This window comes from Pseudomonas sp. CG7 (assembly GCF_023701885.1).
In the GTDB taxonomy this organism is placed as follows: domain Bacteria; phylum Pseudomonadota; class Gammaproteobacteria; order Pseudomonadales; family Pseudomonadaceae; genus Aquipseudomonas; species Aquipseudomonas zanjanensis.
Genome location: NZ_JABAEE010000031.1, coordinates 38,339 through 60,579 on the forward strand (window position 1 = coordinate 38,339; position 22,241 = coordinate 60,579).

The window sequence follows — 22,241 nt, forward strand, 5'->3', positions numbered from 1 at the left end:
GCAAGCGCTTCGGGCAACCTTCGCAAAACCCTGTATTCTCGTCGTCATTGGATGGCCGGGATGCAGGGTTTTGCTGCGTTCGGCGCCGGAGAACTGGCGCAGGTTATGCACGGCCAAGACTGCGAGCGACGGGGCCTTCCCGTGCGCTGGTGAGGGGTGGAAATTCGATGGCACGTTTTGGTGCAGCGTTGCTGCTTTGCTTGTTTGCCAGTTCCGCTTCAGTGCAGGCCGCACCGGGGCCGCATCCGCATTGGAGCGCCGGTTTCCATGAGCTGAATTTTCTGGATCCGCTGGATCAGCAGCCGATGCACGCCATCGCCTTTTATCCGTCCACCGACCGCAAACAATCCAGCCTGCTCGGCGGCTACCAGATCGATGCCGCGCCGGAGGCTCAGATCGCCATCGGCCGTTTTCCTCTGTTAATGCTGTCCCATGGCAATACCGGCACCCCATTGGCCCTGCATGACCTCGCCACCTCGTTGGCGCGCAAGGGGTTCGTCGTGGTGGCCGTGATTCATCCCGGCGACAATGTCCAGGACCACAGCCGGCTTGGCACCCTGAGCAACCTGTACGGGCGGCCGATCCAGATTTCCGAAGCCATCACCGCGACGCTCAATGACCCGATGCTCTCGCCGTTCGTCAACGCCGGGCAGGTCGGGGTGATCGGTTATTCGGCGGGTGGCGAGACCGCTTTGATCCTGTCCGGTGCGACGCCGGACCTCAATCGCTTGCGCCGCTATTGCAAGGAGCGACCGGAGGACCGGGACGCCTGCAACACCCAGGGCGAGTTGATCGCCGACCGCGACGACCTGCAACCGGTGGCCGACCCCAGGGTCCGGGCATTGTTGCTGATGGCACCGTTGAGCCTGAAGTTCGGCCGTCATACATTGGCCGATGTCCATGTGCCGGTGCTGCTGTACAGCGGCGATGGTGACAATCTCGTGGCTTTTGACAAGAACGCCGCTGCCTTGGCCCGCAAACTGCCCACCGCACCGGATTTCAAGACCCTGGCCGGCGCGGGGCATTTTGTCTTCCTGGCGCCGTGCACCGACGAGCAGATCGCCGCGATGCCGGCGCTCTGCACGGATGCCGATGGCGTCGATCGCAAGGACATTCACCGCACCATGATTTCCGAGGCCAGCCGCTTTTTCGGCGAGGCCTTGGGTAAGGCGACCCGGGCGGGGATGAAGACGGCTGATCAATAAGGTCATGCTGTTCACTTAGCGTTCGGGCTGATCTTCCGTTTCGAGTTGTTTGGTGTGTATATCCGTTTTTGCGGTAACGGCTGCTAATGGTTCCGCCCTTACGGCGGGTCACTTTTGAAAAGCGCAAAAGTAACCAAAACGCTTTATGCCCCACCACTCGGTGCCTCGCTAGGGCTCGGCATGCCCTCACTCCGGCATTGCTCCGTGGGCCGCCGCGAAGGGCCATCCATGGCCCAGCGCGGCTGTCCCGGCATCCATGCCGGGATGCCCACTGCGCAATGCCTGCGTTCGGCCATCGTGGTTAACGGGGCGCCCGAGATCAACGTCCTCGCCGAGGCGGCCTGATAGCCGACCTGGTTCTTGTTGGGACCGCGTTTCTCCTGTGGGAACGGGCTTGCTCGCGAAGACGGTGTGTCAGTTTGCGATGATGTTGGATGGGGTGGCCTCATCGCGAGCAAGCTCGCTCCCACAGGTTTTGTGGTGCACATGAATCTTGTGTCTGCTGAAGATCCAATGTGGGAGCGAGCTTGCTCGCGATAGCGGTGGCTCAGTCACATAGATACTGGATATACCCGGCTCTTGCTTTGCTTTGCTTTGCTTTGCTTTGCTTTGCTTTGCTTTGCTTTGCTTTGGATCTTGATCTTGATCTTGATCTTGATCTTGATCTTGATCTTGATCTGGACGCCCCGTTAAACCACGCTGGCCGAACGCAGGCATTGTGGAGTGGGCACCTCGGCATGGATGCCGAGGTAGCCGCGCTGGGCCATGGATGGCCCTTCGCGGCGGCCCACGGAGCAATGCCGGAGTGAGGGCATGCCGAGCCCTAGCGAGGCACCGAGTGGTGGGGCAAAGCGTTTTTGGTTACTTTTGGCGCTTTTCCAAAAGTGACCCGCTGTAAGAGCGGAACCATAAGCCGCCGTTACCGAAGAAACGGATATACACACCAGAGCACCGGGCTTTCTCAAAAGCCAAAAAACGACAGTGAACAGTATTACAAAGGCGCATTCATCGCCCGCCGCCGCAGCAGCAACGTCAGCCCCAGCCCGCTACCCGACAACAACGCAGCACAGAACAAAATCGACGAATAACCCAGGTTCAACGCCACCGCCCCCATCAGCGGCCCGGCAATCGCCAGCGCCAGGTCAAAAAACACCGCATAAGCACTCAAACCCGCCCCACGGCTGGTGTTCGGCACTTGCTTGATGGCCTCCACCCCCAGCGCCGGATACACCAGCGACAACCCGAAACCGGCCAGCCCGGCACCGACCAGGGCGAACGGAGTGGACGGCGCCAGCCATAGCAGTACCAGCCCAAGGGTTTCGATGCTCATGCAAGCGATGGCCGAGTTGAAGCCACCGAAGCGGGCGATGCTGGAAATGAACAACAGCCGCGCGAGAATGAAGCAGATGCCGAAGACTGTCAGGCACCAGGCCGCGCCAGTCCAGCCGCGACTGACATAAAACAGCGTAATGAACGTGGTGAGCGAGCCGTAGCCGATCGACGCCAGGCTCAGGCCCGCGCCGTACGGGGCAATGCGCGCAAACACCGCCCAGAAAGGCAGGCGCTCGCCGCGATTGACCGGCACCGACGGCTTGTTGCGCATCATCAACAGCGCAGCCCCCGCCAGCAACGACAACGCAATGCCCAGGCTGGCAAACCCCAGCTCACCCACCATCACCACCCCCAGCGGTGCTCCAATAGCGATGGCCCCATACGAGGCGATGCCGTTCCAGGAAATCGAGCGGGCCGTGTGCTCCACCCCCACCTGGCCCATGCACCAACTGATGGTGCCCACGCCAATCAGCCCCTGGGCCACGCCGCGCAACAAGCGGCCAGCAATCAGAATCAGCAGGCTGGGCAGGGGAAAGCTTTGCAGCAAGGTCGAAATCAGCGTCAGCACGCCACTGAGCACAATCCCCGCCAACCCGTAGACAATCGCCCGCTTGGTGCCGACGCTGTCCGACAACCGCCCGGCCATGGGACGGCTGAGCAGGGTCGCCAGGTACTGTGAACCGATCGTCAACCCGGCCACCACCGCGCTGAAGCCCAACTGTTCGTGGACATATCCGGGCAACACGGCAATGGGCAGGCCGATGCAGAGGAAGGCGATGAAGGTGTAGAAAACGATGGAGACGATCTGCAGGGTGATCGACAAGGAACTGGGGGCAGAGGAGGGCGTGGGCATGGGGCTCGTTCGCGGGCAGCGGTAAGAGAGCCTCATCATGGCGCGAGGTGGGGATAAAAGAAAGCAGGCTAACTAATGTATTGGGCAGACTGGGTGTTCAGGCGGGATGGATGCTGTGTGTGCCGGCGCCATCGCGAGCAAGCTCGCTCCCACAATGGATTTGGGTGTACGCAGCATTTGTGTACGCCACTAAACCCTGTGGGAGCGAGCTTGCTCGCGAAAGCGGTAGATCAGGCAATGATCATTCGACTGGCATGCCGAGTCGCGAGCAAGTTCGCTCTCACAGGGGCGTTACCCTTGGAATGCAAAAAGCCCCATCACAGTGGACGGGGCTTTTGACTTGCCGCTTTAAGCTTGCAACTCGGGGCTGCCCTTAGAACACCACACCCTGGCTGCGCAGGTAGTCGTCATAGGTGCCGCTGAAGTCGACCACGCCGTCGGCGCTCAGCTCGATGATGCGGGTGGCCAGGGACGATACGAACTCTCGGTCATGGCTGACGAAGATCAGCGTGCCCGGGTAGTTTTCCAGCGCCAGGTTCAGCGCTTCGATGGACTCCATGTCCAAGTGGTTGGTCGGTTCGTCCATCACCAGCACGTTCGGCTTTTGCAGGATCAGCTTGCCGAACAGCATGCGGCCCTGTTCACCACCGGAAATGACCTTGACCGACTTGAGGATCTCGTCGTTGGAGAACAGCATGCGGCCCAAGGTGCCACGAACCAGTTGTTCGCCGCCCTGGGTCCACTGGCCCATCCAGTCGAACAGGTTGACGTCGTCTTCGAAGTCATGGGCATGGTCCTGGGCGTAGTAGCCCAGTTCCGCGGCGTCGGTCCATTTCACGGTGCCGGCGTCCGGTTCCAGTTCATTGACCAGGGTGCGCAGCAAGGTGGTCTTGCCGATACCGTTCGGGCCAATGATCGCCACGCGCTCGCCGGCTTCGACGGTGAAGCTGAAATCCTTGAACAGCGGCTTGCCGTCAAAGCCCTTGGCCATGCGCTCGACAATGACCGCCTGGCGGTGCAGTTTCTTGGTCTGCTCGAAGCGGATGAACGGGCTGACACGGCTCGATGGCTTGACCTCGGCCAGTTGGATCTTGTCGATCTGCTTGGCGCGGGAGGTGGCCTGCTTGGCTTTCGAGGCGTTGGCCGAGAAACGGCTGACGAACGATTGCAGTTCGGAGATCTGGGCTTTCTTCTTGGCGTTGTCCGACAGCAGTTGCTCGCGGGACTGGGTCGCCACGGTCATGTACTCGTCGTAGTTGCCTGGGAACAGGCGCAGCTCGCCGTAGTCCAGGTCCGCCATGTGGGTGCAGACACTGTTCAGGAAGTGACGGTCGTGGGAGATGATGATCATCAGGCTCGAACGCTGGGTCAGCACGTTTTCCAGCCAGCGGATGGTGTTGATATCCAGGTGGTTGGTCGGTTCGTCGAGCAGCAGCACTTCCGGGTCGGAGAACAGTGCCTGGGCCAGCAGTACACGCAGTTTCCAGCCAGGCGACACTTCACTCATCGGGCCGAAATGCTGTTCGATGCCAATCCCCAGGCCCAGCAGCAATTCACCGGCGCGGGATTCGGCGGTGTAGCCGTCCATCTCGGCAAATTCGGTTTCGAGCTCGGCCACGGCCATGCCGTCTTCTTCGGTCATTTCCGGCAGCGAATAGATGCGATCGCGCTCGGCCTTGACCTTCCACAGCTCTTCGTGACCCATGATCACGGTGTCGATCACGGTGAATTCTTCGTAGGCGAACTGGTCCTGGCGAAGTTTACCCAGGCGCACGTTCGGCTCGAGCATGACCTGGCCACCGGACGGCTCGAGGTCGCCACCGAGGATTTTCATGAAGGTCGACTTGCCGCAACCGTTGGCGCCGATCAGACCGTAGCGGTTGCCCGCGCCGAATTTGACAGAGACGTTTTCGAACAGTGGCTTGGCGCCGAACTGCATCGTGATGTTAGCTGTAGAGATCAAAGGTTTATCCTGCGGAACATTCAGAGTAGCTAAGGGTGCGGCAGTACCTGTTCAGTACCTGTTTGCGCACGTCCCGACCGCGCAAAGGCGTCGCGGTCGCAAGCGCAAGGGTCCATCCGGCATAAGAGGACAGCAGCATACGGAGCGCCCGGCCCGGGTAGACGTGCGCCGAAGCCGCGGTTTGCGGCATCGGCCAAAGGGAGCGCGTGATAATTGGCGGCGATTGTACTGATCTGGCCGCATTAACGATAGGGTATTGCCCGGACAAGACAGTTTTTCACAACTTCAGGATAACTTTTGGTTACAAACTCTGGCTAAAATGCCACCTCACCCAATGCTATCTCCCTTGCCGCTTGGTTGGCCCGGAGACGCAGCCTGTTCACTCCCTGCATTGTGACGGACTTTCGTGAAGCTCATCATTGTCGCGATCTACCTCCTCTCCATCGGCTACGTTCACCTGCGTGGACGCGTGCGCCACAAGGTCGGACGCCAGTTGAGCGATCACTCGTCTTTTCTCGCACCGATCAATTGCCTGCTTTACCTGTGCTCGAAACTGCCCAACAGGCCTTTCCTGAGCCCGACGCAGTTCCCGGACCTGAGTCCGCTGCAGGCTCATTGGGAAGAAATCCGGGCCGAAGGCCAGAGCCTGCTGCGGGCGGGGGAGATCAAGCGTTCCAATCAGTACGACGACGTGGGCTTCAACTCATTCTTCAAGACCGGCTGGAAGCGCTTCTACCTGAAGTGGTACGGCAACAGCCATCCGTCGGCCATGAAATTGTGCCCACGCACCACCGAATTGGTGCAGAGCATCGGGTCGATCAAGGCGGCGATGTTTGCCGAGTTGCCGCCGGGGTCGAAGTTGGTCCGGCACCGCGACCCCTATGCCGGGTCCTATCGCTATCACTTGGGCCTGGAAACGCCCAACGATGCCGGCTGCTACATCAATGTCGATGGCGAGGCTTATCACTGGCGTGACGGCGAAGCGGTGATTTTTGACGAAACGTTCATTCATTACGCCGAGAACACCACCGACCAGAACCGCATCATCCTGTTCTGCGACGTGGAGCGGCCGATGAAGTTTCCCTGGGCCACGGCGTTCAACCGCTGGTTCAGCCGCACCGTGATGGCGGCGGCCGGCGCGCCCAACGACGCGGGCGACAGGACGGGCGGCCTGAACCGGGCATTCTCCAGACTCTACAAGATACGTTTGCAAGGCAAGGCCCTGAAAAAGCGCAACCGCAGGTTGTACTACCTGCAGAAGTGGGCATTTTTCGGTGGATTGCTGGCGATCTTCGTCTGGATCTAAATCCCGTAGGAGCTGGCGAAGCCTGCGATCTTTTGATCTTGATCTTTTCGCTTGCGACTCAATCGTTTGGGACAAGATCGCAGCCTCGTTGCACTCGACAGCTCCTACGCGCTCCTACGCGCTCTTACGCCCCATAGGTTTCAGTCGGTGGGTTTTTGCGCGTCCAGCTGTTCCCACATCCTGGCGGTAATCCGCTGGCGGTGGTTATAACCTTCCCAAGGATCGGCGCCCAAGCCCCTGGCCCGCTCCAGCGCGGTATAGATATCCCATTGCTGGGCGTTGCGCAGGGTCGACAGTTCGGCGCGGGCAATGGGCACCGAGACCGGCAGGCCTGGCCTGGCGCGCACTGAATAAGCGGTTACCGTGCTGGCCCCGCGGGCGTTGCGCAGGTAGTCGACGAATATTTTCCCGACGCGATTCTTCGGTCCCATGGTGGCGGTGATGCGCTCCGGCGCTTGCCGGGTCAGGAACTGGGAGATGGCCTTGGCAAACGCCTTGGTGGTGTCCCAGCCCTCGTTTCTCGCCAATGGCACGATCACGTGCATGCCTTTGCCACCGCTGGTCTTGAGGAAGGCCTGCAAACCCAGCTCGTCCAGCACCGCCAAGGTCATGCGGGTCGCCTCGATCATCGCGCTCCAGGGCAGTGACGGGTCCGGGTCCAGATCGAGGACAAACAGGTCAGGCGTCTCGATCCGGTCGTGGGTCGCGGTCCAGGTGTGCAGTTCCACCGCGCCCATCTGCGCCGCGCCCACCAGCGCGTGGACGTCGTCGATTTCCATCAGGGCGGCATGACCCGGGTCCAGATGCGGATCCAACTGTTTGATGTGGGGAATCTCCAGTCGATCGGCGTGTTTTTGAAAGAACAGTTCTTCACCGATACCGTCCGGTGCCCGCAGCAGCGCGACCGGACGCAGCTTGAGGTGCGGCAGGATCCAAGGGGCGATGTCCAGGTAATACTGGGCCAGCTCGGCCTTTTGCACGCCGCTGACACTGTCGATGACCCGATCAGGGTGGGTGATCGTCACACCGTCCACCTTGGCCGCGCTGGCTTTGTGACGACGCTGAGGTTTTGGCGCAGTGGGTTTTATCGGCAGGGGCTGCTCACGAACAACCTTGCTGGCGGGCGTATCAGGCGGCAAGCCCAGGAAAATAGCCTGCCGCACCTGGTTGTCGCGGGTCCACTCGGTGAATTCGATTTCGCAGGTCAGGGTCGGCTCGACCCATTGCACGCCGCGCCCCTGTGTACCGTTGAGCGGCTCAGCCAGTGGTGGAGTATCGCGCTGCTGGGTACACAGTTGCTCGTGCAATTGCTTGATTTGCGCCTGGCTGAACCCGGTGCCGACCCGGCCGGCGTATACCAGCCCCGTTGGCCCGTTGACGGCCAGCAACAACGCGCCGAAACCGCTGCGTTTGCCTTGGGGGCGGGTGAATCCGACGATGACAAAGGCTTGGCGCAGCCGACACTTGAGCTTTACCCAATCGTCGCTTCGCCTGGAAACGTAAGGACTGCCCAGGCGCTTGCCGACCACGCTGTCCAATGAGAGCGCGATGGCGCTTTCGAACATATCGTGTTGGCTGGCGGAAAATGATTCGGAGAAGCGCAGGCGCTTGCTGGCGTTGTTGCCGAGGGCTTTTTTCAGCGCCGCACGGCGTTCTTCCACCGGCGCCTGACGCAGGTCGACGCCATTGAGAAAGGGCGCATCGAACAGGAAATACACCATGTCGACGGTGCGGCTGATCTCGAAGGCCTCGCGCAGGGCAGCAAAATCGGAATGGCCGGTCTCATCGAGCAGGACCAGTTCGCCGTCGAGCCAACTGTCCCCCAGGTTCAACCCGGCCAAGGCGTCGGCATGCAACTTCAGCCGATCGGTCCAGTCCTGATGATTGCGGTTGTATAACCGGACTTCGCCGTCTTCGATGCGGGTCAGCAATCGATAACCGTGGAATTGGACTTCGTAGCGCCATTCACCGGTGGGGGGCTCCTCCACGGGCGTGGCCAACTGCGGCGCCAGGCGTTCGGGCAGGGCTGTCGTTGCGCCTTGGCCAGGGTTGCGGGGCGTCGTTGCGTCCGACTCGGCATTGGACAAACGAGCAGATTCACTCTCGGCGTTGGCCATGACAGATTCCCTTGTATTGCACACGCCAGGGGGTTAACCCCGGGAGGCCTTGGTGGCTTTTTTGGCAGGAGCGGATTTGCGGGTTTTCGCAGGTTTCGCCGGGGCCTTCCCGGCTGATTTATCGGGTGCCTTGCCCTTGCCGCCGAGGCTGCGCTTGAGCAACTCGGTAAGGTCGATGACATCGGCGGTCTTGCGTTGTTCTTCGCCAGGATCGGTTTCCACCGCTTCGAGTCGCCCCTCGTTGGCCTTCTTCTCCACCAGTTCCATGATTTTGTCCTCGAAGCTGTCGCGGTACGCCTGGGGCTCCCAGTCGCCGCTCATGTCTTCCACGAGGCGCTTGGCCATTTCCAGCTCGCCCTTGGCCAAGGTCGGGTTCGTGACCTCGTCGCCCAGCTCCAGTACATCCAGCTCGCGTACCTCGGCGGGCCAGCGCAGCATCACCAGTACCAGTGCCGTTTCAAGGGGCATGAGGGCGGCCAAGTGCTGGCGGGTATGCAGCACCACATGGGCCAGCGCTACTTTGTTGGTCTTGACCAGTGTTTCGCGCAGCAAGGCATAGACCTTGCCGCCGCGTTTGTCGGGCGCCAGGAAATAGGGCTTGTCGATGTTTTGCAGGGGGATTTTTTCGCTGTCGACAAAGGAAAAGATGTCGATGGTCTGGGTGGACTTGGGGTGGGCGGCGCGGATCTCGTCTTCGCTGATGAGCACGTATTGGCCTTTCTGGTATTCCACGCCTTTGACGATATCTTCCTTGGTCACCTCCTTGCCGGTGACCTTGTTGACACGCTTGTAGCCCACCGGGTCCATGCTGCGCTTGTCCAACCAGTCGAAATCCACGCCTTGGGATGCGGTGGCCGATACCAGCGCCACGGGAATGTGGACCAGTCCGAAACTGATTGCGCCTTTCCAGATTGCCCGTGCCATGGGGGTGTTTTCCTTGCCGGTGAGTGTCTCTCTGGTGACCTTCGGGCCTTGGGAAAAGTTTCCCCTGTGGGAGCGAGCTTGCTCGCGATGACGCCGGTACAGGCGCCATTGATGCAAACTGACCCACCGCCATCGCGAGCAAGCTCGCTCCCACAATGGTTCGGAGACGCTTGGTTACATCTTCACCGAGACATTTGCTTAACAAGGTCGAACCTGCGGCGTAGCGTGCTTTCGATATGCCTGAACCCAAGAGGTGCCCCCAATGAACAGGCTGATGATTGCCATCATGACGCTACTGCTGAGCGCCACTGCCCAGGCCGCCACGCCCAGCGATGGCCCGATGGTCCTGGCCCAGAACCTGCCGGGCAACAACAATCCCTATAACAGCCCGACGCGTCGAGCCAATCCCAACAGCATGCAGGGCACCCGGCCCAACGTGCCGACGATTCATAGCAATCCGACCGTGCCGGTGCCACGGCCTCCGACCCTGGAAAACGGCGGCATCGGCAATGGCTACCCCCGGTCCGGCCAGCCGTCGGGTTCGCCGCGACCGACCATCGAGTCTCCCACGCCACCCCGGAACAGCCAGAATGGCAATCGCTAGGCGCTGGAGCTGCTCTTTCAACACCGCAGAAGGAAATGTGCATGTTGCGTAAAACACCCTTGGCCGCATTCTGCGCCACTGCTGTCCTGACCCTTGCCTCGCCGGCCATCGCCGTGCCAACCCAGTCATTCAAAAGCGAGGAGGGCACCCTGGAAGTGACCACTGTGGTCAAGGGGCTGGAGCGCCCTTGGTCCGTTGCATTCCTGCCTGGCCAACAGGGCATGCTGGTGACGGAGCGAGAGGGCAACCTGCGCGTGGTCAGTCCCGACGGTAAGTTGTCCGCGCCCCTGAGCGGCGTGCCCGAGGTGTGGGCCAAGGGCCAGGGTGGCTTGCTGGACGTGGTGCTGTCGCCGGACTTCAAGCAGGACCGCACCGTATACCTGTCCTATGCCGAGGCGGGCGCGGACGGCAAGGCCGGCACCGCCGTGGGACGCGGGCAATTGTCCGAAGACCTCAAGAGCCTGAAGAACTTCGATGTGGTCTTCCGCCAGCAACCCAAGTTGTCCACGGGCAACCACTTTGGCTCGCGACTGGTCTTCGACCGCGACGGCTATCTGTTCATCACCCTGGGGGAGAACAACGACCGACCCACCGCCCAAGACCTGGACAAGTTGCAAGGCAAGGTCGTGCGCATCTACCCCGACGGCAAGGTCCCCGACGATAACCCCTTCGTCGGCCAGAAAGGCGTCCGTCCCGAGATCTGGTCCTACGGCGTTCGCAACCCCCAGGGTGCTGCCCTCAACCCGTGGAACGGCACCCTGTGGGAAAACGAGCATGGGCCCCGGGGCGGTGATGAATTGAACCTCATCGAGCGTGGCAAGAACTACGGCTGGCCGCTAGCGAGCCACGGCATCAATTATTCCGGCGCCCCGATTCCCGAAGCCCAGGGCAAGAGCATCGAAGGCGGCGTTGACCCCTTCCATGTCTGGCAGGTGTCTCCCGGGCTCAGCGGCATGGCGTTCTACGACCATGAGCGCTTCAAGGCCTGGCAACACAGCGTGTTCATCGGGGCCCTGGTGTCCGGTGAACTGATCCGCCTGCAATTGCAGGATGACAAGGTCGTTCATGAAGAGCGCCTGCTGGGTGAACTCAAGGCGCGAATCCGCGATGTTCGCCAGGGGCCGGATGGGTACCTGTATGTGCTGACGGATGAGGACGACGGGGCGTTGTACAAAATCGGACTCAAGTAACGCAACGTGTAGGAGCTGTCGAGTGCAACGAGGCTGCGATCTTTCCCCGAACTCTTGAATCTCAAGTGAAAGATCAAGATCAAAGATCGCAGGCTTCGCCAGCTCCTACAAAGCCCAGCGGGAGCAAGCTCCCTCGCCACAAGAGCGGATAGCATTTGATCTTTGCCATTGACTTGCCGCCAACGCACCGCTAATTTCCAGGCATGAATTCAACCGTACTGCGTAGCCAGCCAAGCATTATTACCGCCATTCCTTATTTGGCGGGCTAGCTGACGGCTGCACCGAACCCGCCCTGGAGGCGGGTTTTTTCTTTCTGTCTCCTGGGCTCCGACCGAACCAGGAGAACGCCATGACCACAGTCCACACCGAGCAAGCCCTGCTTGAGCACTACGTCAAGAAAATCCTCGCCGCGCCGGTCTACGAACTGGCGGTGCGCACGCCGCTGCAAGCGGCACCTGCGCTGTCCGAGGCCCTGGGCAACCGGATCCTGCTCAAGCGCGAAGACCTGCAACCGACCTTTTCCTTCAAGATCCGCGGCGCCTATAACAAGCTCGTGCACCTGACCGCGGAGCAGCGGGCCCGTGGCGTCATCACTGCCTCTGCCGGCAATCATGCCCAGGGCGTCGCGCTGGCGGCACGGGAACTGGGTATTTCGGCCAGCATCGTCATGCCCGTGAGCACCCCGCAGTTGAAAGTGCTGGGGGTGCGCAACCGCGGCGCCGAGGCGCTGCTGCACGGTGACAGTTTTCCGTTTGCCTTGGCCCATGCGCTGGACCTGGCCGAGCAGACCGGGCGGGAGTTCGTCTCGCCTTTCGATGACCCGGATGTGATTGCCGGGCAGGGCACCGTCGCCATGGAGATCCTGCGTCAGCATCCGGGCCGGCTGGACGCGATTTTCGTCCCGGTCGGTGGCGGGGGGTTGATCGCGGGCATCGCCGCCTACGTCAAATACCTGCGCCCGGACGTTCGCATCATCGGTGTCGAGTCGCAGCACTCTGCCTGTCTCCAGGCTGCGCTGGCCGCTGGGGAGCGGGTCACCTTGCCCGAGGTGGGAACCTTTGCCGACGGCGTGGCCGTGGCGCAGATCGGCGCCCATGGCCTGGATATCTGCCGATTCTGTGTCGATGAGGTGATGACGGTGACCAACGACCAACTGTGCGCTGCGAGCAAGGACATCTATGACGACACCCGTTCCATCACCGAACCCTCAGGCGCGTTGGCGGTGGCCGGGATCAAGCAATACGTGGCGCGCACGGGGGTGCGAGGCGAGACCCTGGTGGCGATCGATTCCGGCGCCAACATCAACTTCGACAGTTTGCGCCATGTAGCGGAGCGGGCCGCGTTAGGCGCAACGGACAGTGCCGCATGACCCACCGCTATCGCGAGCAAGCTCGCTCCCACAAGGATTTGTGGTGGGGTCATAAACTTCAGCTACACCGCCGACCCCTTGTGGGAGCCGAGCTTGCTCGCGATGACGGCAGTCTATTCAACATCAATGTAAGCTGATCCACTGAGAGCACGAGCAAACCCGCTCGCGTCGAACAATTTTTGAACAAGGCGACGGGCGCCCGCCCAGGTGCCTGCAATTGAGGCTACTCTAGCTTTCGACATGCTCGCCACGATTGCACTTTGCATGGAAAACCCGCCGTTTCCTTGCATTTTGCACGAGAGGTCCGATTGGTCTCGACGCTAAGCGATTGATTTATATCAGTGCGCTGTCTCGTCAATAAGGGCATATTTTTTGCGGGATAGTCTTGGAGTTCGATCAGGGAGTTCGCTTTCACGAGCTCAATAATAGAAACGCCAAAAAGAACGAACGGCACGGTATTCATAGTCCCAGTCCGCAGGGAAGTAAACGGACGAACATACCGCCGTCGTGAACATAAATTGGCCGCCTCAACAGGAGAGAGTCGCCATGTTTTTATCTGCCCTCGAAATGCGAAACATCATTGAAAGCAGCTTGCTGCCCAAGCGCTCGCAATGCACGTTGTCACCTGAGCTGACGATGACGATCAAGATCTTCGATGACCACAAGACCGATCATGTGGCCTTGGTCAAGACCGATATCCATGCCAGGAAACTCACCGGCTGCCGGGCCATCAACGACCTGATCGCCGAGTTGCGTACCGAGCTTGACCACAACCCTGCCGCTGGCAATCATTTTCAACAGCAACACCAGCGAATGACCGGGCGCTGAGTACGGCCTTGTCCTTGTCAGTCTGACGCTCGGGTCCGGCGATGTCCGAACCCGGCGTACAGTTCTCCAGCGGTCCTGCGCACCTCAGCCCAGTTGCTGTCGGTAAGGCAGGTCCGGACCGGTTTTGCCGCACGTCAGGGCGGCGGCTCGAATAGCGAACTCCAGCATTGCGCTGATCTGCTCCCGGGTCAGGGTGCGCACGCCTTCGACCGAATCCAATTGCTGTTCGGTCAGCCACGCAATCAGCGCGGCCTGGAAGGTGTCGCCCGCACCCACGGTGTCGGCTATTTTCACCGGGCACGCCGGCAGCGACCATGTACCGTGTTGGCGACTGAAGACCGTAGCCCCCTGGCCGCCACGGGTCAGGAAGACCATTTGGCAACGGTGCCCCAGCCAACCTTTGATGATCGCCTGGGGCTCGATGCCTGGATAGAGCAGGTCCAGATCTTCGTCACTGACCTTGATCAGGTCGGCGTATTGCACCAGTGTCGCGATTCGCGAGCGCCACAGCTCAATGTCTGGCTGCGGGTTGAGCCGCACGTTCGGGTCGAGGCTGATCAGGCGTTGGCCACTTTCCCGTTGCACCAAGGCCAGGAGCGTGTCCGCAATGGGCTGCACCACCAGCGAGAACGAGCCGACATGCAAGCCACGCACCTCAGGGCCGAGGTCCGGTAGATCGGCCAGGCTCAGTTGTCGGTCGGCACAGCCTTCGCCACGAAAGCTGTAGTGGGGCGAGCCGTTGGCGCCTACGGCGACCATCGCCAGGGTGGTCGGGGCGTCGAAGTCCATCAGGTATCGAGCGCTGACACCTTCGTTGAGCAGCACCTGCTGCAGGCGCCGTCCCAGGTAATCGGTGGACAGGCCGGCAAAGAGTGCCGATTCAATGCCCAGGCGGCGCAATCCCACCGCCACGTTGAACGGCGAGCCGCCGGCAATCGCCTTGTAGTTCACCTGGGAGGCAGGGCCGTCCGCCTCGGTCCCACTGAAAAAATCAAACAGCGCTTCACCACACACCAGATACATAGTTGCCCGCTCTCAAAGGGTTGCGACGTGTTGTCGATAACGTTCATAAGCCTGCTGGGACGCCGCGACATGGGCGGCGACTGGCCGGGTTTCGCTGGCCGGGTCGAGCTTGACGCAGCGCTCGCACAGTTCAGCCAGGCCGTCTTGTTGGCCTGAATGGCACCACGCTGCCTGGATCGCCGCACCCAACGCCGCTGCTTCGCTTTGTTCGGTACAAATGACGGTGGTGTCCATGATGTCGGCGACGATCTGCCGCCACACTGGGCTCTTCGAACCGCCGCCGATCAGCCGAATGCTCTGGGCCTTGAGCCCGTTGGCCCGCAACAGGTCCAAGCCATAGCGCAAACCGAAGGTCGTGCCTTCGACCACGGCGCGGCACAGGTTGGCCCGGGTCAGGTTGGTGGTGGTCAGGCCCAGCAGGCTACCCGTGGCATGGGGCAGGGCAGGCACCCGCTCGCCGTTGAGGAACGGCAGCATCGACACACCTTCTGCGCCAATCGGGGCCTGGACCACCAAGGCGTTGAAGGCGTCGATGTCCAGGTCCAGCAGCTCGCGGATCGCTCCGGTGGCGGTGGTCAGGTTCATGGTGCAGATCAGCGGCAGCCAGCCCCCACTGGAAGAACAGAACGTCGCCACTGACGGTTGCGGGCTGACCGTGGGCTCTGCGGCATAGGCGTAGACCGTGCCGGAGGAACCGAGGCTCATGGTGATCACGCCGGGCTGGATATTGCCGGTGCCGATGGCGCCCATCATGTTGTCGCCACCGCCACTGGCCACCACTGCGTCGGGGGTGATGCCCAGGTGCTGGGCAATGGCCGGCAGGATGCGTCCCACCGGCTGATGGGCCTCGATCAGCTCCGGCAGCGCCGCTTGCAAGCGTCCGCTGGGGTCGATGTGTTGCAGCAACGGCACGTCCCATTGGCGGGTGCGCACGTTGAAGTAGCCGGGCCCCGAGGCATCGCCGTATTCGCTGCTATGGCGACCGGTGAGCCAGAAATTGAGGAAGTCGTGGGGCAGCAGGACGCTGGCGATGCGTTCGAACAACTGGGGATGTTGCTCCCGGGTCCAGAGCAGTTTGGAAACCGTGTAGCCCGGCGCGATCACCACGCCGAGGCGTTCGAGGCTGCCGTCTTCGCCGCCCAGGTGGGTCAGGAGCCGATCGTTTTCCGGCGTCGTCTCGGTGTCGCACCACAGCTTGGCCGGGCGCAGGACTTGGCCCTGGTCGTCAAGCAGCACCAGACCATGTTGCTGGCCGGACACGCCGATGCCGAGGATCGCCTGGCCATCGACCCCGGCGGCGGCCAAGGCCTGGTGCGTCGCCTGGGTGAACGCATCGAGCCATTGCTGGGTGTCTTGTTCGCGGCGACCGTTGGCCCCGCTGATCATGCTGTGGGCAGCGGCGCCCTGGCCGAGCACCTGGCCGCTGAGCGCATCCAGGATCAGCGCCTTGGTGCCTTGGGTGCCGCAGTCGATGCCCAGGAACAGTTGTTGGTTTGCCATGGAAATCCTCGGTCGTCAGAACCAGCAGGTAATAGCAGTTTGGTCAGCAACCACACGATCTGTGGCGAGGGAGCTTGCTCCCTCGCCACAAAAAGCGGTTCGCGGTCGAGGGCTAGTTCGCCTCGGCCAGCACCCGCTCAAGTGTTCGTGTGACCCCGTGCTCGCGCAAGCTGTTGCAGCACCATTGGAATGCTGCCACGAATTCCGGAGAGCGGGGGATCGCGGTGCCAAAGATTTCCTCCACCTCCAGCACCCGCTGGGTCACCAGCGCATCGTCGGCCACCAAGGCCTGGCAGAACGCCGCCCGTGGGTCCGGGATCGAGTACGTCACGCCGTTCTCGTCCACGCCCTTCAAGTACACCGCCCAGGCCGCAACGACCAGCGCCGCACGGCGAGTTTCGCCGCCGTCGGCGATCAAGCGGTTGATGGTCGGGACGGTGAATTTTGGAAACTTCGACGAGCCGTCCGAACAGACCCGTTCCAACTGGTCGGCAATCGCCTGGTTGGAAAAACGCTCCACCAGGGTGTTCTTGTAGTCGTTCAGGTCGATGCCCGGTACTGGCGCCAGTTGCGGCGTCACGTCCAGGTCCATGTAGGCGCGCATGTAACGCACGAACAGCGGATCGTTCATGGTTTCGTGGACGAAGCGATAGCCCTTGAGAAAGCCCAGGTAGGTCAGCGCCAGGTGACTGCCGTTGAGCAGCTTGATTTTCATCTCTTCATAGGGGGAAACGTCATCGGTGAACTGCACGCCGACCTTTTCCCAGGCCGGACGGCCGCTCACGAATTTGTCTTCCAGCACCCATTGCACAAACGGTTCGCAGACCACCGGCCAGGCGTCGTCGATGCCGTGTTCGTCATGCAGCTGCAAGCGATGGGCGCCGCTGGTCATCGGGGTAATACGATCGACCATGGCGTTGGGAAAGCTCACGTTCCCGTCGATCCATTGGCCCAGTTCCGGGTCGCGCAGCGCGGCAAACGCCAGCAGCGCCTTGCGCGTGACGGCACCGTTGTGGGGCAGGTTATCGCAGGACATCAGCGTGAACGCTGGCGTCCCCGCGGCGCGGCGCTTGGCCAGGGCGGCACAGAGGAAGCCGAAGACGGTCTTCGGTGCCTCGGGGTGGGCGAGGTCGTGCTGGATCTGCGGCAGGTGGGCCATGAACTCGCCATTGCTGTCGTCGATGCAATAGCCACCTTCGGTGATGGTCAGCGAGACGATGCGGATCTGCGGCTCGGCCAGTTTGTCGATCAGCGCCTGGGCGCCGTCTTCGGCCAGCAACATGTCATTGATCGCGCCGATCACGCGGACTTCGGTGTCATCGGTGTCGCCCAGTTCGTACAGGGTGAACAGGTAGTCCTGGCCGGCCAGGTCATCCCGGGCACGCCGATCCTCGGCCCGCAGGCCCACGCCACAGATGGCCCAGTCCAGGTCAGCGCCGGTGTTCATCAGCGCATCGGTGTAGTACGCCTGGTGCGCTCGGTGGAAACCACCGACGCCGATGTGGGCGATGCCCTGGCGGATATCGCTCAAGGGGTAGGCCGGCAGGGCGACTTCGGGGTTGAGGTTGTGCAGGTTTTGTCGGTTGAGTTTCATCGCAAGTCTCGGCAATCAGGCGGCGGCGCGCAGCGCGCGGTTCACCGCGACGCCCTCGGCATCGAATAAATGGCAGTGTTCAGCGTCCAGGTGCAGGCTCAACTGCTCGCCGAAACGGCTCGCCAGGTCGCCGCGAACGCGCATGGTCAAGGCTTCGCCGGAGGCCGTGACGACGTGACAGAAGGTGTCGCTGCCCAGCCGCTCGCTGACGTCTGCGGTGACTTGCAACGTGCAATCGCCCGGTTGCGCCAGGTTCAAGTGTTCCGGACGAATCCCGAGGGTCACCGCAGCGCCGACGCTCAGGTTGGCGCCGCTGCGCGGCAGATTGATGCGTGTACCGGCGTCCAGCAGTACATCACAACCCTGGCCGTCCAGGGCGGTAACCTTGCCCTTGAGGAAGCCCATTTTCGGTGTGCCGAGGAACCCGGCGACAAACAGGTTGGCCGGCTGGTGATACAGCTCCAGCGGCGAGCCGACCTGCTCGATGCGCCCGCCGTTGAGCACCACCACCTTGTCAGCCAGGGTCATGGCTTCGACCTGGTCGTGGGTCACGTAGATCATGGTCGCCTGCAACTCTTTGTGCAGGCGCGCCAGTTCCAGGCGCATCTGCACCCGCAGGGCCGCGTCGAGGTTGGACAGCGGTTCGTCGAACAGGAAGATTTTCGGGTTGCGCACGATGGCCCGGCCGATCGCCACGCGCTGGCGCTGGCCGCCGGACAATTGCTTGGGCTTGCGCTCGAGCATCGGCCCCAATTCCAGGATTCGCGCCGCTTCATTGACCTTCTTCTCGACGTCGGCTTTGGGCACGCCGGCCAGGTCGAGGGCGAAGGACATGTTTTTGCGCACGCTCATGTGGGGGTACAGGGCGTAGGTCTGGAACACCATCGCCAGGTCGCGCTTGGCCGGGCTAACTTCGGTAATGTCCCGGCCATCCAGTTCGATGGTGCCGTCGCTGACCTCTTCCAGGCCGGCGATCAGTCGCAGCAGCGTGGACTTGCCGCAGCCCGACGGGCCGACGAAAACCACGAACTCGCGGTCGTTCACCTCAAGGTCGATGCCCTTGATGATGGAGAAGCCTTCGAAACCCTTTTGCAGATTCTTGATTTTCAGGTTGGCCATGATGATGGGCCTCCACTTCTGATTATTGTGTAGGGCGCGTTACTTCACCGCGCCGAAGGACAAACCACGCACCAGCTGTTTCTGGCTGATCCAGCCAAAAATCAGGATCGGCGCGCAGGCCAGGGTCGAGACGGCCGACAATTTGGCCCAGAACAAACCTTCCGGGCTGGAATAGGAGGCGATCAGCGCTGTCAGCGGGGCGGCCTTGGAGGAGGTGAGGTTCAGCGACCAGAACGCCTCGTTCCAGCACAGGATCAGCGACAGCAACACGGTGGATGCCAGGCCGCCCTTGGCGATTGGCAGCAGCACGCGGACCATTTCCTGCCAGAGCGTGGCGCCATCCAGACGTGCCGCTTCGAGGATGTCGCGAGGGATGTCCTTGAAGTAGGTGTAAATCATCCAGACCACGATAGGCAGGTTGATCAAGGTGTAGATAATGATCAGCGCGATCCGCGTATCCAGAAGGCCAAATTGCTTGGCCAGCAGGTAGATCGGCATCAGCACACCCACCGGTGGCAGCATTTTGGTGGAGAGCATCCACAGCAGCGTGCCTTTGGTGCGCTGGGTTTCATAGAACGCCATGGAGTAGGCCGCCGGCACCGCGATCAGCAGGCAAAGGGCGGTGGCGCTGAAGGAAATCACCACCGAGTTCCAGGCGAAGCTGAAGTAATTGCTGCGCTCGTTGATGTGCAGGTAATTCTCCAGGGTCGGCGCGAAGATGAACTGCGGCGGCGTGGCGAACGCGTCGATTTCGGTCTTGAAGCTGGTCAGCACCATCCAGAAGATCGGAAAGAAGATCACGATCGCGATGGCCCAGGCCAGCGTGCCCAGCAACAGGCTCTGCAGGCGACGGGATTGTTGAAGAGTCATGGCGACGGCCTCAATGCTTGTCGGTGAGGTTTTTGCCGATCATCCGAACCAGGATGATGGCGGCGATGTTGGCAATGACCACGGCAATCAGGCCACCGGCCGACGCCATGCCGACGTCGAACTGCACCAGCGCCTGGTTGTAGATCAGGTACGCCAGGTTGGTGGAGGCGTAGCCGGGGCCACCGTTGGTGGTGGTGAAGATCTCGGCGAACACCGACAACAGGAAAATTGTCTCGATCATCAGCACCACGGCAATCGGCCGGGCCAGGTGCGGCAGGGTCAGGTGCCAGAAAATCGCGATGGGGCCGGCACCGTCCTGGCGGGCTGCTTCTTTCTGTTCCTGGTCCAGCGACTGCATGGCCGTCATCAGGATCAGGATCGCGAAGGGCAGCCATTGCCAGCTGACGATGATAATGATCGACAACAGCGGGTAATGGGCCAGCCAATCCACCGGCTGGGCGCCGAACAGCTTCCAGACCGAGGCGAGGATGCCCGACACGGGGTGGAAGATCAGGTTTTTCCAGATCAGCGCACCGACCGTGGGCATGATGAAGAACGGCGAGATCAGCAGCACACGGACGATGCCGCGACCGAAAAACTCACTGGCCTCCAGCAGCGCGCTGATCAATACCCCGAGGACAATGCTGATCAACAGCACGCTGCCCACCAGCAGCAGGGTATTGGTGGCGCCGGGCATGAACCCCGAGTCGGTCAGGAAATAGGTGAAGTTCTCCAGCCCGACGAATTCGTTTTCGCCGGGGTAGAGCAGGTTGTAGCGGATCATCGAGAAGTAGACGGTCATGCCCAGCGGCACGATCATCCACAGCAGCAACAAGGCCACCGAAGGGCTGACCAGGAACCAGCCGGGGTTGGCCAGGCGGATCTTGCGCACCGGCGGCGGAGCGATCTCGATGGGGGCTTTGGCGGTTGTAGTTGAGCTATTCATGGCATTGAACCGATTTTATGCAGGTCTACAAAAATCCATTGTGGGAGCGAGCCTGCTCGCGATAGCGGAGGGGCAGGCAACATAGATGTTGAATGTGCCGGCCTCATCGCGAGCAGGCTCGCTCCCACATTGACGAGTGGATTACTTGGGATACCCAGCGCGTTTCATCTCGCGTTCGGTGGTGGACTGCGCGGCGGTCAACGCCTGGTCCACGGTCTGCTGGCCGGTCAGCGCGCCCGAGAAGAACTTGCCCACCTGGGTGCCGATGGCCTGGAATTCGGGGATGGTCACCAACTGAATGCCGATGTAGGGCACAGGCTTGAGGGTAGGGGCTTTCGGGTCGGCGACTTTCAACGATTCCAGCGTCACTTTGGCAAACGGCGCGGCCTTCATGTATTCGTCGCTGTAGGTCGAAGTGCGGGTGCCCGGTGGCACGTTGGCAATGCCGTCGGTCTTGGCGACCAATTGGTTGTACTCCTTGGACGTTGCCCAAGTGGTAAAGACCTTGGCCGCGTCCTTGGCTTTGGAGCTGGTCGGGATGGCCAGGGACCAGGAGTACATCCACGAGGTGCCTTTGTCGGTTTTCTCGTGGGGGGCGAAGGTGAATCCGACGTGATCGGCCACCTTGCTCTGGGTCTTGTCGGTCACGAACGAGCCGGCGACGCTGGCGTCCACCCAGATGGCGCACTTGCCGCTGTTGAACAGCGCCAGGTTTTCGTTGAAACCGTTACTGGACGCACCCGGCGGGCCGGATTTCTTCATGTTGTCGACGTAGAAGTTCAGGGCATCCTTCCACTCCGGCCCGTTGAACTGCGGCTGCCACTTCTCATCGAACCAGCGCGCGCCAAAGCCGTTGGCCAGGGTCGTGACCAGCGCCATGTTCTCGCCCCACCCGGCCTTGCCCCGCAGGCACAGGCCATATTGCTCCTTGGATTTGTCGGTGAGCTTTTGCGCGAACTCACCGATCTGAGTCCAGGTCGGGTGTTCGGGCATGGTCAGCCCTGCGTTCTTGAACAGGTCCGTGCGGTAATAGGTGATCGAGCTTTCGGCGTAGAGCGGCAGGGCGTACAGCGAGCCCTTGACCGACAAGCCATCGCGCACGGACGGGAAGACGTCATCGAGATCGTAGGAGGCCGGCAGGTCTTTCATCGGTTCCAGCCAACCCTTGGCACCCCAGAGTGCGGCTTCGTACATGCCAATGGTCAGCACGTCGAACTGTCCGCCTTGGGTGGCGATGTCGGTAGTCAGGCGTTGGCGCAGCACGTTTTCTTCAAGCACCACCCAATTGAGCTTGATGTCCGGATGCGCGGCCTCGAACGTTTTCGAGAGCTTTTGCATGCGGATCATGTCGCTGTTGTTGACGGTGGCAATGGTGAGGGTCTCTGCGCCGAAGCTGACGCTGCTGAGGGTCATGCAGGTGGAGACAAGCAGAACTTTTACCGAAGGTTTCATCGCGCACTCCTTTTCCGCGCCCGAAGGCTGCAGAAGGACAGTTATT

At 61.4% G+C, this 22,241-nt stretch carries 17 protein-coding genes and 2 pseudogenes; 7 read left to right on the plus strand and 12 right to left on the minus strand.

All coding sequences use genetic code 11. The annotated features are described in order from the left end of the window. Nucleotides 1-167 precede the first annotated feature (167 nt). Together HGO40_RS14620 and HGO40_RS14625 are read left to right on the plus strand one after the other, a co-directional pair. Nucleotides 168-1,205, plus strand: a complete 1,038-nt coding sequence (locus tag HGO40_RS14620) for an alpha/beta hydrolase family protein (protein WP_250963567.1) — start codon at nucleotides 168-170, stop codon at nucleotides 1,203-1,205. Nucleotides 1,206-1,385: 180 nt separating this feature from the next. After that, nucleotides 1,386-1,550, plus strand: coding sequence for a hypothetical protein (locus tag HGO40_RS14625; protein ID WP_250963593.1), 165 nt, complete (start codon nucleotides 1,386-1,388; stop codon nucleotides 1,548-1,550). A 69-nt stretch (nucleotides 1,551-1,619) separates the two neighbouring features. Here HGO40_RS14625 and HGO40_RS14630 read toward each other — a convergent pair whose 3' ends face one another. The 3 genes from HGO40_RS14630 to HGO40_RS14640 form a co-directional block, all read right to left on the minus strand. Continuing rightward, the gene (locus HGO40_RS14630) at nucleotides 1,620-1,922 is read right to left on the minus strand and encodes a hypothetical protein (protein WP_250963568.1); all 303 of its coding nucleotides are present in this window, start codon (nucleotides 1,920-1,922) and stop codon (nucleotides 1,620-1,622) included. Nucleotides 1,923-2,196: 274 nt separating this feature from the next. Then, a complete protein-coding gene (locus HGO40_RS14635) occupies nucleotides 2,197-3,390 on the minus strand; it encodes an MFS transporter (RefSeq protein WP_250963569.1) in 1,194 nt (397 codons plus the stop codon). A gap of 373 nt (nucleotides 3,391-3,763) precedes the next feature. After that, nucleotides 3,764-5,353: an ABC-F family ATPase gene (locus HGO40_RS14640; RefSeq protein ID WP_003181279.1), complete on the minus strand. Its 1,590-nt coding sequence runs from the start codon at nucleotides 5,351-5,353 to the stop codon at nucleotides 3,764-3,766. 406 nt (nucleotides 5,354-5,759) lie between these two features. Between HGO40_RS14640 and lpxO the strand changes: the two genes are divergently transcribed. Next, complete coding sequence (lpxO, locus tag HGO40_RS14645) at nucleotides 5,760-6,659, plus strand: lipid A hydroxylase LpxO (RefSeq protein WP_250963570.1); 900 nt, start codon at nucleotides 5,760-5,762, stop codon at nucleotides 6,657-6,659. A 140-nt stretch (nucleotides 6,660-6,799) separates the two neighbouring features. On the opposite strand, the gene ligD is transcribed toward lpxO, so the two are convergent. After that, nucleotides 6,800-8,776, minus strand: coding sequence for a DNA ligase D (ligD, locus tag HGO40_RS14650; protein ID WP_250963571.1), 1,977 nt, complete (start codon nucleotides 8,774-8,776; stop codon nucleotides 6,800-6,802). Between the two features lie 33 nt (nucleotides 8,777-8,809). Continuing rightward, nucleotides 8,810-9,700 carry a non-homologous end joining protein Ku gene (gene ku, locus HGO40_RS14655; RefSeq protein ID WP_186709391.1) on the minus strand — a complete coding sequence of 297 codons (891 nt, stop codon included), beginning with the start codon at nucleotides 9,698-9,700 and terminating at the stop codon, nucleotides 8,810-8,812. Nucleotides 9,701-9,962: 262 nt separating this feature from the next. On the opposite strand from ku, the gene HGO40_RS14660 reads away from it, so the two are divergent. From HGO40_RS14660 to HGO40_RS14675, 4 genes and pseudogenes are all read left to right on the plus strand, one after another. Next, entirely contained in the window at nucleotides 9,963-10,304 is a 342-nt protein-coding gene (locus tag HGO40_RS14660; protein WP_250963572.1) for a hypothetical protein, read from the plus strand. A gap of 41 nt (nucleotides 10,305-10,345) precedes the next feature. After that, nucleotides 10,346-11,494, plus strand: a complete 1,149-nt coding sequence (locus HGO40_RS14665) for a PQQ-dependent sugar dehydrogenase (RefSeq protein WP_250963573.1) — start codon at nucleotides 10,346-10,348, stop codon at nucleotides 11,492-11,494. A gap of 349 nt (nucleotides 11,495-11,843) precedes the next feature. Further along, nucleotides 11,844-12,842: pseudogene (gene ilvA / locus HGO40_RS14670) on the plus strand (threonine ammonia-lyase, biosynthetic); the annotation flags it as partial. A 567-nt stretch (nucleotides 12,843-13,409) separates the two neighbouring features. Next, entirely contained in the window at nucleotides 13,410-13,691 is a 282-nt protein-coding gene (locus tag HGO40_RS14675; RefSeq protein ID WP_250963575.1) for a DUF1652 domain-containing protein, read from the plus strand. An 84-nt stretch (nucleotides 13,692-13,775) separates the two neighbouring features. Here HGO40_RS14675 and HGO40_RS14680 read toward each other — a convergent pair whose 3' ends face one another. From HGO40_RS14680 to HGO40_RS14710, 7 genes and pseudogenes are all read right to left on the minus strand, one after another. After that, nucleotides 13,776-14,714 carry a carbohydrate kinase family protein gene (locus HGO40_RS14680; protein WP_250963576.1) on the minus strand — a complete coding sequence of 313 codons (939 nt, stop codon included), beginning with the start codon at nucleotides 14,712-14,714 and terminating at the stop codon, nucleotides 13,776-13,778. Between the two features lie 12 nt (nucleotides 14,715-14,726). Next, nucleotides 14,727-16,214 carry a xylulokinase gene (xylB, locus tag HGO40_RS14685; protein ID WP_250963577.1) on the minus strand — a complete coding sequence of 496 codons (1,488 nt, stop codon included), beginning with the start codon at nucleotides 16,212-16,214 and terminating at the stop codon, nucleotides 14,727-14,729. 112 nt (nucleotides 16,215-16,326) lie between these two features. Further along, on the minus strand, nucleotides 16,327-17,808 hold the full coding sequence (locus tag HGO40_RS14690; protein WP_250963578.1) for a mannitol dehydrogenase family protein: 1,482 nt from the start codon (nucleotides 17,806-17,808) through the stop codon (nucleotides 16,327-16,329). 15 nt (nucleotides 17,809-17,823) lie between these two features. Beyond that, nucleotides 17,824-18,927 carry an ABC transporter ATP-binding protein gene (locus HGO40_RS14695; RefSeq protein WP_250963579.1) on the minus strand — a complete coding sequence of 368 codons (1,104 nt, stop codon included), beginning with the start codon at nucleotides 18,925-18,927 and terminating at the stop codon, nucleotides 17,824-17,826. 39 nt (nucleotides 18,928-18,966) lie between these two features. Beyond that, nucleotides 18,967-19,797, minus strand: a complete 831-nt coding sequence (locus HGO40_RS14700; RefSeq protein WP_030142681.1) for a carbohydrate ABC transporter permease — start codon at nucleotides 19,795-19,797, stop codon at nucleotides 18,967-18,969. A 10-nt stretch (nucleotides 19,798-19,807) separates the two neighbouring features. Then, a pseudogene (locus HGO40_RS14705) lies at nucleotides 19,808-20,739 on the minus strand (carbohydrate ABC transporter permease). A 145-nt stretch (nucleotides 20,740-20,884) separates the two neighbouring features. Beyond that, nucleotides 20,885-22,195: an ABC transporter substrate-binding protein gene (locus tag HGO40_RS14710; RefSeq protein ID WP_250963581.1), complete on the minus strand. Its 1,311-nt coding sequence runs from the start codon at nucleotides 22,193-22,195 to the stop codon at nucleotides 20,885-20,887. Nucleotides 22,196-22,241: the final 46 nt, after the last annotated feature.

Coding starts and splice junctions, on each gene's coding strand:
- xylB (WP_250963577.1), bottom strand. CDS start 16,214: ATGGCAAACCAACAACTGTTCCTGGGCATCGACTGCGGCACCCAAGGC.
- HGO40_RS14630 (WP_250963568.1), bottom strand. CDS start 1,922: ATGCCTGCGTTCGGCCAGCGTGGTTTAACGGGGCGTCCAGATCAAGAT.
- HGO40_RS14660 (WP_250963572.1), top strand. CDS start 9,963: ATGAACAGGCTGATGATTGCCATCATGACGCTACTGCTGAGCGCCACT.
- HGO40_RS14620 (WP_250963567.1), top strand. CDS start 168: ATGGCACGTTTTGGTGCAGCGTTGCTGCTTTGCTTGTTTGCCAGTTCC.
- ku (WP_186709391.1), bottom strand. CDS start 9,700: ATGGCACGGGCAATCTGGAAAGGCGCAATCAGTTTCGGACTGGTCCAC.
- HGO40_RS14690 (WP_250963578.1), bottom strand. CDS start 17,808: ATGAAACTCAACCGACAAAACCTGCACAACCTCAACCCCGAAGTCGCC.
- HGO40_RS14625 (WP_250963593.1), top strand. CDS start 1,386: ATGCCCTCACTCCGGCATTGCTCCGTGGGCCGCCGCGAAGGGCCATCC.
- ligD (WP_250963571.1), bottom strand. CDS start 8,776: ATGGCCAACGCCGAGAGTGAATCTGCTCGTTTGTCCAATGCCGAGTCG.
- HGO40_RS14665 (WP_250963573.1), top strand. CDS start 10,346: ATGTTGCGTAAAACACCCTTGGCCGCATTCTGCGCCACTGCTGTCCTG.
- HGO40_RS14680 (WP_250963576.1), bottom strand. CDS start 14,714: ATGTATCTGGTGTGTGGTGAAGCGCTGTTTGATTTTTTCAGTGGGACC.
- HGO40_RS14710 (WP_250963581.1), bottom strand. CDS start 22,195: ATGAAACCTTCGGTAAAAGTTCTGCTTGTCTCCACCTGCATGACCCTC.
- HGO40_RS14675 (WP_250963575.1), top strand. CDS start 13,410: ATGTTTTTATCTGCCCTCGAAATGCGAAACATCATTGAAAGCAGCTTG.
- HGO40_RS14695 (WP_250963579.1), bottom strand. CDS start 18,927: ATGGCCAACCTGAAAATCAAGAATCTGCAAAAGGGTTTCGAAGGCTTC.
- HGO40_RS14700 (WP_030142681.1), bottom strand. CDS start 19,797: ATGACTCTTCAACAATCCCGTCGCCTGCAGAGCCTGTTGCTGGGCACG.
- HGO40_RS14635 (WP_250963569.1), bottom strand. CDS start 3,390: ATGCCCACGCCCTCCTCTGCCCCCAGTTCCTTGTCGATCACCCTGCAG.